Genomic DNA, 16373 nt, shown 5'->3' on the forward strand with positions numbered 1-16373 from the left:
CTTCCACCCTACTTCGGGTTACCTGAGCGAACACCCCCACGCGCCGCGGAGCGTCACATCGTGGCTCGGCGCGAGACCGACGACGCCCCCGCCTCATCCTGAACGATGCGGACATACCGGTCGTGCGTGGCTCGCTGCAGCAGCAGGAGCGCCGGCGCCAGCAATCGCCAGAACCACGTCGAAGGACGCGAGACCGATCGCGCGACGAAAACGCCGGGCTCGTCGATCAGGAACGACTCCTCGCCGTAGATCGGATGCCCAGGACGGGTTTCGTAGCCGAAGCCGTTCTCATCCGCCCATACGACCCGTACGGGCTCCACGAATCGAATACCGAGCAGACGCTTCGCGAGCACGCCCTCGACGCCTGCGGCAGGCGCACCGACAGGGACTTCGAATCCCGCACGGCGCTTGAAATCCCACGAGCTCACCAGCGCGGCGACCGCAGTTCGCGCGGCAGGGCCGACGACCGTTGAACGCTCGGAGAGGCGCATCCCCTTCGGCACCGCGCGGATCGGGCCGCGCGTCATCCCCCGCTCATACGCCGGGAACGGCACCGGTTACTTCTTTTCCTTGCCTTCGACATCGCCGGAGAGCGCAGCGATGAACGCCTCCTGCGGCACCTCGACACGGCCCACCATCTTCATGCGCTTCTTGCCCTCCTTCTGCTTCTCGAGGAGCTTGCGCTTGCGGGTGATGTCACCGCCGTAGCACTTGGCCAGCACGTCCTTGCGGATCGCGCGGATCGTCTCGCGGGCGATGATGCGTGCGCCGATCGCGGCCTGGATCGGCACCTCGAACTGCTGGCGAGGGATGAGCTTGCGCAGCCGCTCCGCCATCATCGTGCCGTAGGCGTAGGCCTTGTCGCGGTGCACGATCGAACTGAAGGCATCGACCTTCTCCCCCTGCAGGAGGATGTCGACCTTCACCAGGTCGGCTTCCTGCTGCCCTGAGGGCTCGTAGTCGAGCGACGCATACCCCTGGGTCTTCGACTTCAGCTGATCGAAGAAGTCGAAGACGATCTCGCCGAGCGGCATGTTGTAGCGCAGCTCGACGCGCTCCTCGGAGAAGTACTCCATGCCGAGCAACGTGCCTCGACGCGACTGGCACAGCTCCATGACGGTGCCGACGTAGTCCTTGGGCAACAGGATGGCCGCCTTGACCATGGGCTCCGACACCGAGCCGATGCGCCCATCGGGGTACTCGCTCGGGTTCGTGACGGTGACGGTTTCGCCGGTGTCGCTCGTGAGCACCTCGTAGATCACGCTGGGCGCCGTGGTGATGAGATCGAGTCCGAACTCCCGCGCAAGACGCTCGGTCACGATCTCCAGGTGCAGGAGTCCGAGGAAGCCGCAGCGGAATCCGAACCCGAGGGCGACCGAGGTCTCCGGCTCGTACTGCAGGGAGGCATCGGAGAGCTTCAGCTTGTCCAGGGCCTCGCGGAGCTCCGCATAGTCGCTGCCGTCGATCGGGTAGATGCCCGAGAACACCATCGGTTTCGGGTCGGTGTATCCGGGGAGCGCTTCGGATGCGGGCTTGCGGGCGTTCGTGATCGTGTCGCCGACCTTGGAGAGACGGACGTCCTTCACGCCGGTGATGAGGTAGCCGACCTCACCGACCCCGAGCCCCTTGGTGGGAGTCGGTTCCGGGCTGGACACGCCGACCTCGAGAGCCTCGTGGTTCGCGCCTGTCGACATCATCTGGATGCGCTCGCGGGGTGACAGGCTGCCGTCGATCATGCGGACGTACGTGACGACGCCGCGGTACGCGTCATAGACCGAGTCGAAGATCATGGCGCGGGCCGGAGCATCCGCGTCACCCCTCGGCGCCGGGATCTCCTGGACGAGCCTGTCGAGCAGGTCCTCCACGCCGGCGCCGGTCTTACCGGAGACCCGCAGCACATCCTCCGGCTTCCCGCCGATGAGGGAGGCCAGCTCCTTCGCGTACTTCTCCGGGTCGGCCGCCGGGAGGTCGATCTTGTTCAGCACCGGGATGATGTGGAGATCGTTCTCGAGCGCGAGGTACAGGTTGGCGAGGGTCTGCGCTTCGATGCCCTGTGCGGCGTCGACGAGCAGGATCGCTCCCTCGCAGGCGGCGAGGGACCGGGACACCTCGTACGTGAAGTCGACGTGACCCGGGGTGTCGATCATGTTCAACGCGACGGTCTGCCCATCCAGCTCCCAGGGCATCCTGACCGCCTGGCTCTTGATGGTGATGCCGCGCTCACGCTCGATGTCCATACGGTCGAGGTACTGCGCGCGCATGTCGCGATCCGAGACGACGCCCGTGATCTGGAGCATGCGGTCGGCGAGCGTCGACTTGCCGTGGTCGATGTGGGCGATGATGCAGAAATTACGGATCTGCGCAGCCGGCGTCGCAGCAGGCTGAAGAGGAGTGAGAGCGCGTGGGGACATGTCCACTCGATTGTACGGTCAGGCGAGGCTAATCCCCGATTCGGCCATACCGGTGATAGTCTCCCGAAGTTGCCAGGGAAAATCCGTGACACCGGATCCCGCAAGCGATAAGACTCCGTCATACACCCCGTGATGGTCGTCGCGTCGCAGAGTTCGGTGGATGGCGATTGTGTATCCAACTGACTCAGCGTTGCGTCGGCAGATCCCGAGCGCGTCTGTAGAAGAGAAAGACTTACCCCCCTTGATCAAGTACCTCTTGCGCCGAGCACTCGGCTGGCTGCTCATGATCGTGGTCGCCACGAACCTCACGTTCTTCCTGGCGTGGGGCTTCCTCGATCCGCGCAGCAACTATGTCGGGCGCCGACCTCCGCTCACCCCGGAGCAGATCGACAACGTCCTGATCCCACGCAACCTCAGCGACAGCGTTCCGCTCATGGAGCGCTGGTGGAACTGGTTCAGCAGCATCCTGTTCCGGTGGGACTGGGGCCTGAGCCCCACGGGCCAGTCGGTCAACGAACAGGTGTCTTACCGCATGTGGGTCAGCGCCGAACTCGTGCTCGGTGCGACGATCATCGCCGCGCTGCTCGGTATCTGGCTCGGTGTCTACACGGCCTCACGCCAGTACAAGCTCGCCGACCGCATCGGGCAGGCGACATCGATCATCACGATGAACCTGAACATCATCGTGGCCGGTCTCGGCGTGGTCCTCCTCGCGATCTCGCTCAACGAGTGGACCGGGGTGCGGATCTTCTACGTCACCGGTTCATCGAGTCCCGGCGTGACCGGATTCTTCCCCGTCATCATCGACACCCTGCAGCACCTGACACTTCCCACGATCGCGCTCGTGATCGTCGGCTACGCCCAGTACCACTTCCTGCAGCGGTCGCTCCTGCTCGACAACATCAACGCCGACTACGTGCGCACCGCCCGCGCCAAGGGCCTCACGAAGGCGCAAGCCGTCCGCAAGCACGCGCTTCGCACCTCGCTCATCCCGGTCGCGACACAGGTCGCCTTCACGATCCCCACGATCTTCACCGGCGCGATCCTGACCGAGCAGATCTTCGCCTGGCAGGGCATGGGCCGGTACTTCCTCGACACCATCAACCAGAACGACATCAACGGCGTGGTGGCCGTCGCCGCCTTCGGCGCCGTGCTGACCGCGATCGGCGCAGTGCTCGCCGACATCGTCGTCGTCGTCCTCGACCCGCGAGTGAGGGTGAGCTGACCATGACCGCCGAAATGATCGATCCTCTCGTCGAGCCGCCAGCGGCCCCGCCGACCGCGGACCGCGCCACGGGGAAGTCGCTGTCCAAGTGGACGCTCTACACCCGACGCTTCATGCGCAACAAGGCCGCTGTGGGCGGTGTGGTCGTGCTCATCGTGCTGGTCCTCTTCTCGACACTGGGGCCTCTCCTGTCTCCGTACGCCGTCGACAGCATGGACTTCCTGGCGCTGAGCCAGCCGCCGTCCGCTGCGCACTGGTTCGGCACCAACGGCGCCGGCAACGACACATACACGCAGACGGCCGTGGGACTGCAGCGATCGCTCATGATCGCCATCACCGTGTCCGTCGGCACGACGGTGCTCTCCGCACTCGTGGGAACGGCGGCCGCCTACTTCGGTGGCTGGTTCGAGCGGTTCGCTCTGCTGTTCATCCACTTCATGATGGTGGTCCCCACCTTCCTGCTGCTGTCGATCATCTCGAACGACTCCGGTGGCGTGTGGTGGGTCATCGCGCTCGTGATGATCTTCGTCGGTTGGTTCTTCCCCGCCCGCATCATCTGGACCATGACGCTCTCGCTGCGTGAGCGCGAGTACGTGCAGGCGGCGCGCTACATGGGCGTGCGTGGCCTGCGCATCGTGACGCGTCACCTGATCCCGAACATCGGCTCGCTGCTGGTGATCAACTTCACCCTGGGCATCGTCGCCGCAGTGACGACCGAGACGGGCCTTTCGTTCATCGGGTTCGGCGTCAAGATCCCCGACGTCTCGCTCGGCTCCCTGATCGGCGAGGGAAGCACGACGATCACCAGCTCACCCTGGCTGTTCTACTTCCCCGCTCTGATCCTCACGTTGCTCACCGTCTCGATGGCGCTCATCGCCGACGGACTGCGCGACGCTCTCGATCCCACTTCGGCTGCAGGAGGCCGCGCATGAGCCCTGTACTCTCCGTCCGCGACCTCACGGTCAGCTTCGCCTCCGAGGCCGGCAGGGTCGACGCTGTCCGCGGCGTCTCGTTCGACCTCGAAGCCGGAAAGACCCTCGGGATCGTCGGCGAGTCGGGTTCTGGCAAGTCCGTCACCTCCCTCGCCGTGATGGGACTGCTCGACGAGAACGCCAAGGTCTCAGGGTCCATCGTGTTCGACGGTCAGGAACTCCTGGGAAAGACGGACTCGCAGCTCTCGGCCATCCGCGGCAACGGCATCGCCATGGTCTTCCAAGACCCGCTCACCTCGCTCACCCCCGTGTACACGATCGGCGCGCAGCTCATCGAAGCGCTGACGGTGCATCGCAGCCTCAGCATCAAGGAGGCGACAGCGCGTTCGATCGAGCTCCTGAAGCTCGTCGGGATCACCGAGCCCGAGAAGCGGATGAAGTCCTTCCCGCACGAGTTCTCCGGGGGCATGCGTCAGCGTGTCGTCATCGCCATCGCGATGGCCAACAACCCGAAGCTGATCATCGCCGACGAACCCACCACGGCTCTCGACGTCACGATCCAGGCGCAGATCCTCGACCTGATCGAGAAGGCCCAGGCCGAGACCGGCGCCGCCGTCATGATGATCACCCACGACATGGGCGTCGTCGCCCGCACCGCAGACGACGTGATGGTCATGTACGCAGGCAAGCCCGTCGAACAGGCACCGGTGCGCGAGCTCTTCCATCAGACGCGCATGCCCTATTCGATCGGCCTCCTCGGCGCGATCCCCCGCGTGGACAAGGCCGAGAAGGAGCCGCTCACTCCGATCAAGGGCAACCCGCCGCTGCTGATCAACCTCCCGGATGCGTGCCCGTTCGCCGACCGCTGCCCCATCGTGATGGACGCCTGCCGCACGCGTGAGCCCGAACTGCTGCCCGTGCTCACCGGCGGCGGTGAGGAGCACCGCGCCGCGTGCATCCGCGCGAACGAGATCGCCGATGGCGGCCTCCTCGGCGGCCTGCCGGTGTATCCGGTGCGCGAAGCGCCGGAGAGCGCGCTGACCCGCCTGCCCCGCGAGGAGCGACCCATCACGCTCGAGGTGAAGAACCTCACCAAGACCTTCCCCCTGCTCAAGGGCGCGTTCCTGAAGCGCAAGGTCGGCGAGGTGCACGCGATCAAGGGCATCAGCTTCGACGTGCGCGAAGGTGAGACCCTGGCCATCGTCGGCGAGTCCGGTTCCGGCAAGACGACGACACTGCTGCAGATCATGGACATGGTGAAGCAGACCGATGGCGACATCATCATCGCCGGAACGAGCGTCAACGACATCCACAGTCACAAGGTGGAGCGCGCGCTGCGTCGCGACATCCAGATCGTGTTCCAGGACCCGATGGGAGCGCTCGATCCCCGCATGACGGTTGCGGACATCATCTCGGAGCCGCTGTCAGCGATCGGCACGTCGAAGGTCGAGGCTCATCGACGGGTCAAGGAGCTGATGGATCTCGTCGGCCTTAACCCCGCACACAGCGACAGGTTCCCGCAGGCCTTCTCCGGCGGCCAGCGCCAGCGCATCGGCATCGCCAGGGCTCTGTCCACCAACCCGAAGATCCTCGTGCTCGACGAGCCGGTCTCCGCGCTCGACGTGTCCATCCAGGCCGGCGTGATCAACCTCCTTGACGACCTCAAGGTCGAACTCGGCATCTCGTATCTGTTCGTCGCGCACGATCTGTCCGTGGTCCGGCACATCGCCGACCGCGTCGCAGTCATGTACCTCGGCGACTTCGTCGAGCACGGCGACGTCGACGACGTCTTCGACAACCCCCAGCACCCGTATACGAAGGCGCTGCTGTCGGCGATCCCGGTTCCGGACCCCGATATCGAGCGCACGCGCGAGCGGATCGTGTTCGACCCGGCGACGGCGACGTCCCGCGCCGTCCCGTCCTGATCGGCCACGGTCACCGTCCGGTAACGGTTAGTCCGGATTCACTTGCCGCAGGCGCATTCGTGCACCCGGCGAACTATTCTCCCCTTATGACACGCCGCAAGGCGAAAGGAGCACCATGAAGCAGTACAAGCTGATGGGAGCGCTGGCACTCACCGGCGCTTTCGCACTCGCACTCAGCGGGTGCGCTGCCGGCAACACCGGCAGTGGCGACAAGAACGACGAGGGCGACGCCGCCGGGGTCGAGATGTCCAACTACAACCCGCAGCCGCGCGAGAACCTCAAGGAGGGCGGCGAGGTCAACTTCGCGCTCACCGAGATCCCCGCCCAGTTGAACGCCTTCAACAGCGATGCGAGTGCCAACACCACGCGCGTGGCCGCCTGGTACATGCCGCAGATCATCCTCATGAAGCCGGATGGCACGCAGTACAAGAACGACAACTACCTCTCCGAGTGGAAGAACGAGGTCAAGGACGGCAAGACCGTGCTGACCTTCACGTTCACCGACGAGGCGCACTGGAACGACGGCACCGACATGGACTGGACTGCCATCGACGCCACGTGGAAGGCCAACCGCTCGTACGACGAGGGCTTCAACCCCAACGCGACCGACGGCTACAAGGAGATCGAGTCCGTCGAGCAGGGCGACACCGCGAAGACTGCGATCGTCACGTTCAAGGGCGAGTTCGCCTGGCCGCAGATGCCGTTCAACGGCGGCGTCATCCACCCGGCCCTCGCCGACCCGACCGCGTTCAACGAGGCGATGAACGAGAACCCGCACCCTGAGTGGGGCGCAGGTCCGTACACGGTCGACGAGTACGACGCCACCAAGGGCTACATCTCGTTCAAGCCGAACCCCGAGTGGTGGGGCGACGCTCCGCTGCTCGACAAGGTCACGATGACGGGCATGGACTACCCCGCCGGCGTCAACGCCTTCAAGAACGGCGAGGTCGACATGACCGAGACCGGATCGCAGGAGCTCATCGATCAGGTGAAGGACGTCGATGGAGCCGTGATCTACCGCGCTCAGCAGACGGCCAACACCATCCTCCAGGTCGACTCGACCAAGCCGCAGTTCGAGGACGTCAAGGTCCGCGAGGCGTTCTTCAAGGCCATCAACATCGACCAGCAGAAGCAGATCGCCTGGAACGGCCTGGGCTACAAGGAGGACCCGGCCGGTTCGCTGACGCTGTTCTCGTTCCAGCCCGGCTACTCCGACTCCATGAAGGAGGCCGGTTGGAAGTTCGACGTCGAGGGCGCCAAGAAGCTCCTTGACGAGGCAGGCTGGGAGGAGGGCTCCGACGGCATCCGCGAAAAGGACGGCGTGAAGCTCTCCGTCGTCTACCCGATCTGGAGCGACTCCGCGACGCAGAAGGCTCTCGCGCAGTCGCTGCAGGCTCAGGAGAAGGCGGTCGGCATCGACGTCAAGGTCGAGGTTCGTCCTTCGAGCCAGTTCTCCGACGACTACACGTCGAAGAACTGGGACGTCTCGGGTCTCCGCTTCACGTCCTCCGACGCCTTCGGTGCTGCCTGGTTCTGCCAGCTGTACTGCTCGGACTCGGGTCTCAACCTGTCGGGTGTCGGTGACGCTGAGCTGGACGCCGAGATCAAGGACAAGGTCGAGTCGCAGAGCGACCCCGAGGCGCAGACCGCTGCCGCGATGAAGCTCGAGCCCGAGATCTACAAGCGCTGGGGCCTCATCCCGCTGTACAACGGACCGCAGATCTACACGGTCCGCGAGGGTCTCGCCAACCTGACGCCTGAGCCCTACCTGGGTCTGGATCTGTTCGGCATCAGCCCGGTCGAGAACGTCGGCTGGGAGAAGTAACACCCTCTGACACGAATCGTGTCGAAGCGGGGCCGGTGGTTCATCCACCGGCCCCGCTTTCCTTATGCTGAACCCGTGAGCGCACAGATCGTCTTCGTGCACGGCATCCGCACCTCGGCCACGATGTGGCGATCGCAGGCCGTCTATCTCGAGGAGCGGGGACACGCCTTCACCGCCGTCGACCTTCCCGGCCACGGATCACGGATGCAAGAGGATTTCACGCTGCACGAGGCGCTGCACACGATCGACGTCGCAGTGCGCGCGGCCGCTGACAAAGGACCCGTCGTCCTCGTCGGCCATTCCATGGGCGGACTGCTCTCGCTCGCCTACGCCGGCGGTGCCGAGGCTCCGCCGATCGCTGCCCTGGTCGCCGCCGCCTGCACGTCCCTGCCCCGCGGCACCGGTCTCGCCGCCTACCGCCTGTTCGCCCGCGCCGTCGACTCCCTCCCCGATCGCGGGATGTGGCTGACACGCCAGATGCTCGCCGCCACCATCCCTCTCGAGAACCGTTCGGACTTCGCCGCCGGCGGCTACGCGCTCGACACGCAGGACGCCGCACTGCGCAGCCTCGCCGCACTCGACATCGCCGCAGCCGTTCCCCGCATCACTGTTCCGCTGTGGTTCGTGAACGGGCAGTACGACCAGTTGCGGCTGAACGAGCCTCTGTTCCGGCAGCTCGCACCACATGCGGAGCTGATCGTCGTGCCGCGCACCACCCACCTGGTCACCGCGATGCGTCCGGAGATCTTCAACGCCGTGCTGCAGCTCGCCATCGCGACCGTCGAGCAGGCGGATGCAGCGCAGGCGGATGCAGAAGACGTGGACGTAGAGGAGCTCGCGGCGCGCTCACGCCGCCGTGGACGGCTGCCGAGCGAACGCCGTGAGGAGTCCGCCGACCAGTGACAGCACGGCGGCTGCGACGAACACGAGCCAGAACCCGCCCACGAGTGCGACCAGGCCGGCTCCCAGCACCGGACCGATGAGTTGTCCGAGGGCGGCCGTCACGTTGACGATTCCCAGATCCCTCGCGTGGTCCTGCGCATCCGGGAGGAGATCGGCGGCGAAAGCGAGGCCGACCGTCGAGAACGCCCCGTATCCGAGCCCCATGAGGGCCGCGGCCACCATGGTCATCTCGAACGTCGGGACGAGCGCGATCGCCACCCCGGACGCCGCTTGCACGACCGTCGCGGCGACCGTGAGCGTTCTCCTGTTCCCGGTGCGGTCGGACACGATGCCGGTGACCACGGAGGCGAGGACGACGAAGACCGTGTACACGACAACGAGCAGCAGCAGGTTGTCCTGGGCTGTCGCGCTGGGCTGCCCGAGGCCGTGCAACAGGAAGAACAGGAACAGCGCGGTGCCGAGGGCATTCCCCACGTTCGTCACCAGTCGACCGGAGAGCATCCACGCGAAGTCGCGGTCGCGGAGCGAGGCGAGCCGGCGCCCTCCGTTGCGCTTAGGCCGCAGCGCCTCCGTACTCGGCGGATCCGGCAGCAGGAGTGCGGTCGCCGTGCCGACGACCGCGATGATCCCGGCGAGCAGCCAGTACCCCTCGCGGATTCCGAGGCCGAGGAGTACCACGAGCCCCACTCCGACGACGATGCCGACGGCCTGGCTGGAACCGACCGCGGCAGATGCGGCACCTCGCTGCGTCGTCGGCAGCTGATCGGCGATGAGCGCGGTGAAGGCCGCCGATGACACGGCGACGCCGATCGACACGCCCACCCAACCTGCGCCCACGGTCCACGGACCGTCGGCGTAGCCCGTGAGCACGAGGCACACCGCCGTCAGCAGAACCCCGCCGACCGCCCAGGGGCGACGGCGGTGTCTGCCTGCAGCCGCACGGTCCGAGAGCGCACCGGCGGCGGGACCCGCGAGGATGCCTGCGAGCCCGCCGATGCCCAGAACCAAGCCCGAGGAGACGACCCCGCGAATCCAGTCGTCTTCCGGAGTGTCGAGCTGCAGCGGGAGGAGGAGCTGCACCGGAGTGAGCTGCACGGTCCAGATCGCCAGCCAGGCGAGCGTGAACAGCGACATCCATCGCGCGCCGGCTCGTATGGTGCGGGGGTGCTCGGAGGTGTTCATCGCTTTTCCCCCGCTGCACGCGAACTCCGGATGACCTCTCGGTACCAGTCGTACGAGGCTTTGGGCGTTCGCTCACCCGTCTCGAAGTCGACGTGGACGAGGCCGAATCGCTGGGTGTAGCCGTCGGCCCATTCCCAGTTGTCCAGCAATGACCACACCGTGTACTCCTCCACCGGCACTCCGGCCGAGATCGCATCGCCGACGGCCTGCAGATGCCCGGCGAGGTACGAGATGCGGTCGGTGTCCTCCACGCGGGTCGCGCGCTCGGGCTCGGGGAAGGAGGCGCCGTTCTCCCCGATGATCACGGGCGGCATGTCGGGATGGCGACCATGCAGGTCGATCAGCAGGTCGCGCAGCGCGCCGGGCATGATCGGCCATTCGGGACCGAATCCGGTGACCGGAACGCCGGGCGTCGGCACGATGTCGAAGGGGATCGGGCTTCCCTCTTCGGCGGTCGTGACCGTCGTCGGATTGTAGAAGTTGACGCCGTAGAAATCGATCGAGTGGCCGATGGCTTCGAGGTCGCCTTCCTGCACGGGCATCGAGGGCAGGCCGAGTGCTTCCAGGTCGGGGTAGGTGCCGGCGAGGAGCGGCTCGCTGAAGACCCTGTTGTGGATCAGGTCGTAGATCGCCGCGGCCTCATGGTCTTCGGCGGTGTCACCCAGCGGCAGGACCCAGGTGTGGTTGTTGACCAGACCCACCGCGACAGCACCGCGATCTCGGAGCACCGCCGCTGCGCGGGCGTGCGCCAGCAGTTGATGATGGGCGGTAGGCAGGGCACCGAACAGGAGTTGCTTGCCTGGCGCCAATGCGCCGACCGCATACCCCTGGAGGGTCGTCATCGCGGGTTCGTTGAGGGTGTACCAGTTCTGCACCCGATCGCCGAGGCGATCAGCCACAAGCGCCGCATAGTCGGCGAAGCGCTCGGCGGTGTCGCGCTCGAGCCACCCGCCGTCGGCTTCGACGCTGCTCGGCATCTCCCAGTGGTACAGGGTGGGGAACGGCTGGATCCCGGCGTCGAGAAGCATATCCACGACGCGCGAGTAGTGGTCGAGCGCTGTGGTGTCTCCCGGACCCAGGCCGTCGGGCTGGACGCGAGCCCAGGGGATGGAGAACCGGTATCGGTCGAGTCCGAGACCGGACGCGAGAGCGACGTCGCGTTCGGGGCGCCGGTAGCTGTCGCACGCGGGGTCGGCCATGGATCCGTCGAGGACGGCACCCGGCCTCTCGAGGAAGTCGTCCCAGATTGATCGCCCGGATGCACCGGTGGGCCGGGAGCCCTCGATCTGGAAGGCGGACGTCGCTGCGGACCAGCGGAGCCCGGAGGGCATGGGCGAACGGGAGGGCTCGAGGGTCATGTGGCTCCTAGACATCAGTGTCGGGATAATGATGATTCTGCACCCGGTACCGTCGAATCCGCGACTGAGTCTCGCGTTCTCGCCGCCGTTTCGCGTCAACGGCCCGTCTGCTGGTAGACTCGACTCTTGGCTTGCGTGTGGGTTCTTCCCTCACGACCGCTGTGCAGCAGCCCTCTTCTGCTGCCGGCAATCCGAACACTCCTGTACAGAAAGCGTCCACACGTGGCAAACATCAAGTCGCAGATCAAGCGCAACAAGACCAACGAGAAGGCTCGCGAGCGCAACAAGGCCGTGAAGAGCGAGCTCAAGACGGTCATCCGTACCACTCGTACGGCCGTCTCCGCCGGCGACAAGGCAGCCGCAGAGGCCGCCCTGAAGAAGGCCGCCGTCAAGCTCGACAAGGCCGTCAGCAAGGGTGTCCTGCACAAGAACCAGGCGTCGAACCGCAAGTCGGCTCTCGCCAAGCAGGTCGCTTCCCTCTGAACCGACGCTTCTGAGAAAGGCCCGTCCCGATATCGGGGCGGGCCTTCTTCGTGTTCGGGGTGAGCGCACCCGGCGATGAACTATTCGCCGAAAGGCTGTCGTGTGGCGATGACCGTCACCATGCGCTCCAAGGCGAAGATCGGATCGCGCGCGGCACCCTTCACCTCGCCGTCGGCTCTGGCCGTGGCCTGGATCGCCATCCCGAGCGAGCGCTCGTTCCAGCCCGCCAGATCGCGACGGGCACGGTCGACCTGCCAATCCTTCATCCCCAGGCGCTGCGCGAGTTGACGGCTCGGCTCGCGGTTGCCGGCCACGCGGGCCATGGTGCGCAGCTTCATCGCGAAGGCTGCGACCATCGGGACCGGGTCGGCCCCCGAGGAAAGTGCGTGGCGGAGGGCCATGAGCGCCTCGCCGTAGCGGCCGGCGATCGCGGTGTCGGCCACGACGAACGCCGAGACCTCGACTCGTCCGCCGTAGTACTTGGTGACGACCTCCTCGGTGATGTCGCCGTCGACATCGCCGATGAGCTGCTGGCAGGCTGCGGCCAGCTCTGTGAGGTCGTCGGCGAACGCCGAAACCAGGGCGCGCAAGGCCGGAGGAGCGATGCGCTTCTTCGCCGCGCGGAACTCACCGGCTGCGAAATCGACCCGATCGCCGTCGCGCTTGATCGCCGGGCAGGCGATCTCGATGCCGCCACCGGAACCACCGCGAAGAGCGTCGAGGAGCTTCTTGCCCCGCACGCTGGCTCCGGTGTGCCGGAGAATGACCGTCGCCCCCTCCTGCGGGTGGTCGAGGTACGACACCGCCTCCTGGATGAACGCATCCGAGCACTTCTCCACGCCGGAGACGCGCACCAGACGCGGTTCTCCGAACAGGGACGGCGACGTGAGCGACAGGAGCGTCCCTGGTGCGTAGTCGTCGGCGCGTACGTCACTGACTTCGAGCGCAGGGTCTTCGGCGCGGAGGTAGTCGCGCACACCGGCTATGGCCCGCTCGGCGCAGACCTCTTCCGGACCGGAGACCAGCACGACCGGGGCCGGGCGCGGCTCGCGCCAGGAGACCTGGGGGATCTTGGTGGGCTTCGCGCCGCCGCGGGAAGGGGTACGCGAAGCTGCCATGGAACCAGCCTACCGGCGGTCGCCGACATGGCTCCGCCGTCACGGTGGCGTCTTCTCGGTCCAGATCTGCAACTCCCCGTCATCGAGTGCGAGCAGGATGCGCCCGTGCACGTCGGTACGGAGCACGCGTGCACCGGCGTCGGTCAGAGCATCGATCGTCTCGGCGCGGGGGTGCCCGTAGTCGTTGTCCGCTCCGACGCTGAACAACGCCACGCGCGGCCGGATCCGCCCATACAGCTCTGGATCCTGATCCGCGCTGCCGTGGTGAGCCACCTTCACGACCGCGTACGGAGCGAGTCCTCCTGTCCTCTGCAGCACGCGCTGTGGTGCGGCGGAGAGATCGCCGAGGTAGAGGGAGCGCGGCACACCTCCCCCGGCGACTTCCAGCACGACGCTCGCGTCGTTGCCGGAGGGGAACGCCGGTGACCGGGGTGGCGGCCAGAGCACGCGCCAGGCGGCATCGCCGAGCATGCCGCGCCGTCCCGCCGATGCCTGCTCGACCTCGGCTCCCTCATCGGCGAGGTCGTCGATGAGGCGTCGATCGGGCGGATCAGCCATCGGACCGTGAAGGACCGTCGACACCCGCGCCTGCACAGCTGCGGTCCCGCCGACGTGATCGAGGTCGAAGTGCGTGAGCACCAGAAGATCGATGTGCTCGATGCCGAGCGACCGCAGACAGGTGGACAGCAGATCCGGATCGGGCCCCGTGTCGATCAGCGCCACCCGGCCTGCCGAGCGCACGAGCACCGCGTCGCCCTGCCCGACGTCGCACACCGCGATCGCCCAGCCATCCGGAGCCGCCGCGGTCGCCAGCGGTCCATCGAGGAGTACACGTGATCCGGCGAGCGAGAGCACCACCACGAGCACCAGTGCCGCAACCCGCCTCAACCAGCGAGAGATCCGCCCGGCTGGAGTCGCCTCCGTCGAGCTCGGGGCGCGTATGAGGACTGCGGCGATGGCCGCGCTCAGCAGAGCCACCAGGAGCGCACTGCCGAGGCCCGCCGGCACGGTGACCTGCGCGCTCGGAAGCTCCGCCGTGGTGGTGGCGGTCGTCGCGATCCAGGCAGCGGGGAGCCACGCCGAGGCCGCAAGGAGATCGGCGATCATGGGCAGCGGTGCGGCCAGGCACGCGAGGAGTCCGATCACCGTCGCGACCGGCGCCGCGGGCGCGGCTATCAGATTCGCAGCGACTCCGACCAGGGACTGCTGCTCAGCGAACAGCGCGATGATGGGGCCGCACGCGAGCTGCGCGGCGAGCGGGACCGCCAGAGCCAACGCGACGGGTCCTGGCACGGCTCGTCTCAACCCGTGGGCGAGAGACGGGGCGAGCAGGATCAACGCCCCCGAGGCGACGGCCGACAGCGCGAATCCTGGCGTCGCCGCCAGCCACGGATCCGCGACGAGTATCCCCGTCGCGCACAGAGAGAGCACTCCCGCCCCGGCGCTCGGCCTCCCGCACAGGATGGTCAGCATCCCCGCCGCTGCCATCACCCCAGCCCGGACGACGCTCGGCTCCGGAGTCACCAGCACGACGAAACCCGCCAGGCCCGCAAGCGACAGCAGGGCGCGCAGCCAACGGCCGCCCCCGCAGAGGGCCGTGAGCCAGAAGATCGCGCCGACGACGATCGCGCAGTTCGCACCGCTGACGGCGGTGAGGTGGCTGAGCCCACTCGCGCGCATGTCGTCGTTCAAGGCCGTCGTCACCGCGCGGGTGTCGCCCACCGCAAGGCCGGGCAGGAGGCCTGCTCCGGGCTCCGGCAGGCGTAGCGCCCTCTCGACGAACGTGCTCTTGATCGCGGCTGCCGCGGCGAACACACCGGATGCGGGGTCGACGATCTCGGCCTCGCTCGCGAAGATCACGAGAGCCGAGCGCTCCCCGGCCTCCGTGATCGATGACTCGCCCACCACCCGTATCCGCGCACCGAGATCGAACCCGTCGGCGGGGTCCACTCCGACGCGGACCGGGACCGTGGAAGGGGCTGCCCGGCCAGGCGGCCCGAGTGTCGTAGCCGCCGCCTCGAACCACAGCCGCCCGTCCCGTCCGAGCGATGCCGAGGAGGTAACCTCGGCCGACGACTCGATGACGCGCCCGCCCCATGCGCGGGCCTCATCCCGCGCGGGAAGAGCGAACCCGACGGACACGGCCGCACCCGCCATCGCCGACAGCACGACGATCGTGACACCGGCCTCGGCGCGCTGAGTGTTCTTGGCTCGCAGCCCGGAGCGGCTGAACACCAGCACACCTGCCGCGGCTGCCGTACACGTGCCGGCACACACCCACGCGAGTTCAGGCAACAGCACGCACAGCAGCGCGGCACCCCATACGGCTGCCGCCACAGGGAGTAAGCGCAGATCGCGCGCTCTCACACCCTGACCCCGTCGCGCAGTCCCTCGAGGAGCTTCTCGCCGATGCCGGGCACGGCCAGAAGGTCGTCGATGGAGGCGAAGCGACCGTTCTCCTCTCGCCAGGCGACGATCCGCTCCGCCAGCGCGGGTCCGATACGCGGAAGCGTCTCGAGTGCAGTCTGATCCGCCGTGTTGAGATCTATCCGCGCGTCGCCCGGTGGCGCTGCCGCCCCGCCGGGTGCATCCGTCATCGCGCCTGTCGCCGGCACGACGATCTGCTCCCCGTCTTCGACCACCCGTGCGAGGTTTACGGCGCTCAGGTCCGCATCGGTGGTCGTTCCGCCGGCAGCGGCCACCGCATCGACGACTCGCGCGTCGAGATCGAGCACGTAGAGCCCCGGCCTCTCGACAGAGCCGAGCACGTGCACGTACAGCTCACCGGTCGACGAGGGCCCCGGGCTCGCACCTGCTCCGGCGCCGGTGTCCGTGCCGGTGTCCGTGAGTGACACGGTTTCGACAGGCGCAGACTGACCACGCAGAATGCCGACCCCGACGGCAGCCGACAGCACGACGAGTGCCAGCACCACCGCCGCTCCCACGCTCAGGCGCAGACGGCGCCGGTGCGGAAGAGGTGCCTGGGGAGAAGCCATCCGGCCACGCTAGGA

General features: G+C 67.1%; 13 protein-coding genes. 6 read left to right on the top strand and 7 right to left on the bottom strand.

Annotated features, from left to right (window positions below; all coding sequences use genetic code 11):
* Window positions 1-53: 53 nt before the first annotated feature.
* Together ILP86_RS10730 and lepA are read right to left on the bottom strand one after the other, a co-directional pair.
* Window positions 54-527, bottom strand: coding sequence for a DUF1990 family protein (locus ILP86_RS10730; protein ID WP_193761899.1), 474 nt, complete (start codon window positions 525-527; stop codon window positions 54-56).
* A 30-nt stretch (window positions 528-557) separates the two neighbouring features.
* Entirely contained in the window at window positions 558-2411 is a 1854-nt protein-coding gene (lepA, locus tag ILP86_RS10735) for a translation elongation factor 4 (protein ID WP_058631387.1), read from the bottom strand.
* Window positions 2412-2652: 241 nt separating this feature from the next.
* Between lepA and ILP86_RS10740 the strand changes: the two genes are divergently transcribed.
* The 5 genes from ILP86_RS10740 to ILP86_RS10760 all read left to right on the top strand — a co-directional run bounded on the left by ILP86_RS10740 (window position 2653) and on the right by ILP86_RS10760 (window position 9221).
* Window positions 2653-3636: an ABC transporter permease gene (locus ILP86_RS10740; RefSeq protein WP_058631388.1), complete on the top strand. Its 984-nt coding sequence runs from the start codon at window positions 2653-2655 to the stop codon at window positions 3634-3636.
* 2 nt (window positions 3637-3638) lie between these two features.
* Window positions 3639-4568, top strand: a complete 930-nt coding sequence (locus ILP86_RS10745) for an ABC transporter permease (protein ID WP_058631389.1) — start codon at window positions 3639-3641, stop codon at window positions 4566-4568.
* Entirely contained in the window at window positions 4565-6493 is a 1929-nt protein-coding gene (locus tag ILP86_RS10750; RefSeq protein WP_179516052.1) for an ABC transporter ATP-binding protein, read from the top strand. Before ILP86_RS10745 ends, ILP86_RS10750 begins: the two co-directional genes overlap by 4 nt.
* Before the next feature lie 115 nt (window positions 6494-6608).
* Complete coding sequence (locus ILP86_RS10755) at window positions 6609-8318, top strand: ABC transporter family substrate-binding protein (RefSeq protein WP_058631391.1); 1710 nt, start codon at window positions 6609-6611, stop codon at window positions 8316-8318.
* 75 nt (window positions 8319-8393) lie between these two features.
* Entirely contained in the window at window positions 8394-9221 is an 828-nt protein-coding gene (locus ILP86_RS10760) for an alpha/beta fold hydrolase (RefSeq protein ID WP_193761900.1), read from the top strand.
* On the opposite strand, the gene ILP86_RS10765 is transcribed toward ILP86_RS10760, so the two are convergent.
* Together ILP86_RS10765 and ILP86_RS10770 are read right to left on the bottom strand one after the other, a co-directional pair.
* Window positions 9165-10403 (bottom strand): MFS transporter, encoded by a 1239-nt coding sequence (locus ILP86_RS10765; protein ID WP_193761901.1) that lies wholly within the window; start codon window positions 10401-10403, stop codon window positions 9165-9167. The two genes, ILP86_RS10760 and ILP86_RS10765, sit on opposite strands and share 57 nt — an antisense overlap.
* The gene (locus ILP86_RS10770; protein ID WP_193761902.1) at window positions 10400-11761 is read right to left on the bottom strand and encodes a glycoside hydrolase family 1 protein; all 1362 of its coding nucleotides are present in this window, start codon (window positions 11759-11761) and stop codon (window positions 10400-10402) included. Before ILP86_RS10770 ends, ILP86_RS10765 begins: the two co-directional genes overlap by 4 nt.
* A gap of 222 nt (window positions 11762-11983) precedes the next feature.
* Between ILP86_RS10770 and rpsT the strand changes: the two genes are divergently transcribed.
* Window positions 11984-12244, top strand: a complete 261-nt coding sequence (gene rpsT / locus ILP86_RS10775) for a 30S ribosomal protein S20 (protein WP_017830351.1) — start codon at window positions 11984-11986, stop codon at window positions 12242-12244.
* An 80-nt stretch (window positions 12245-12324) separates the two neighbouring features.
* On the opposite strand, the gene holA is transcribed toward rpsT, so the two are convergent.
* From holA to ILP86_RS10790, 3 genes are read right to left on the bottom strand one after another with little or no spacing between them, the layout of a single operon-like run.
* Window positions 12325-13362, bottom strand: a complete 1038-nt coding sequence (gene holA / locus ILP86_RS10780) for a DNA polymerase III subunit delta (protein ID WP_046749211.1) — start codon at window positions 13360-13362, stop codon at window positions 12325-12327.
* A 39-nt stretch (window positions 13363-13401) separates the two neighbouring features.
* A complete protein-coding gene (locus ILP86_RS10785; protein WP_308431911.1) occupies window positions 13402-15699 on the bottom strand; it encodes a ComEC/Rec2 family competence protein in 2298 nt (765 codons plus the stop codon).
* Window positions 15700-15725: 26 nt separating this feature from the next.
* A complete protein-coding gene (locus tag ILP86_RS10790) occupies window positions 15726-16358 on the bottom strand; it encodes a ComEA family DNA-binding protein (RefSeq protein WP_058631395.1) in 633 nt (210 codons plus the stop codon).
* Between the last annotated feature and the right edge of the window lie 15 nt (window positions 16359-16373).

The sequence above is a fragment of the Microbacterium sp. R1 genome (assembly GCF_015159725.1).
Taxonomy (GTDB): Bacteria; Actinomycetota; Actinomycetes; order Actinomycetales; family Microbacteriaceae; genus Microbacterium; species Microbacterium oxydans.

Coding starts and splice junctions, on each gene's coding strand:
- ILP86_RS10755 (WP_058631391.1), top strand. CDS start 6,609: ATGAAGCAGTACAAGCTGATGGGAGCGCTGGCACTCACCGGCGCTTTC.
- holA (WP_046749211.1), bottom strand. CDS start 13,362: ATGGCAGCTTCGCGTACCCCTTCCCGCGGCGGCGCGAAGCCCACCAAG.
- ILP86_RS10730 (WP_193761899.1), bottom strand. CDS start 527: ATGACGCGCGGCCCGATCCGCGCGGTGCCGAAGGGGATGCGCCTCTCC.
- ILP86_RS10750 (WP_179516052.1), top strand. CDS start 4,565: ATGAGCCCTGTACTCTCCGTCCGCGACCTCACGGTCAGCTTCGCCTCC.
- ILP86_RS10770 (WP_193761902.1), bottom strand. CDS start 11,761: ATGACCCTCGAGCCCTCCCGTTCGCCCATGCCCTCCGGGCTCCGCTGG.
- ILP86_RS10745 (WP_058631389.1), top strand. CDS start 3,639: ATGACCGCCGAAATGATCGATCCTCTCGTCGAGCCGCCAGCGGCCCCG.
- ILP86_RS10790 (WP_058631395.1), bottom strand. CDS start 16,358: ATGGCTTCTCCCCAGGCACCTCTTCCGCACCGGCGCCGTCTGCGCCTG.
- ILP86_RS10765 (WP_193761901.1), bottom strand. CDS start 10,403: ATGAACACCTCCGAGCACCCCCGCACCATACGAGCCGGCGCGCGATGG.
- lepA (WP_058631387.1), bottom strand. CDS start 2,411: ATGTCCCCACGCGCTCTCACTCCTCTTCAGCCTGCTGCGACGCCGGCT.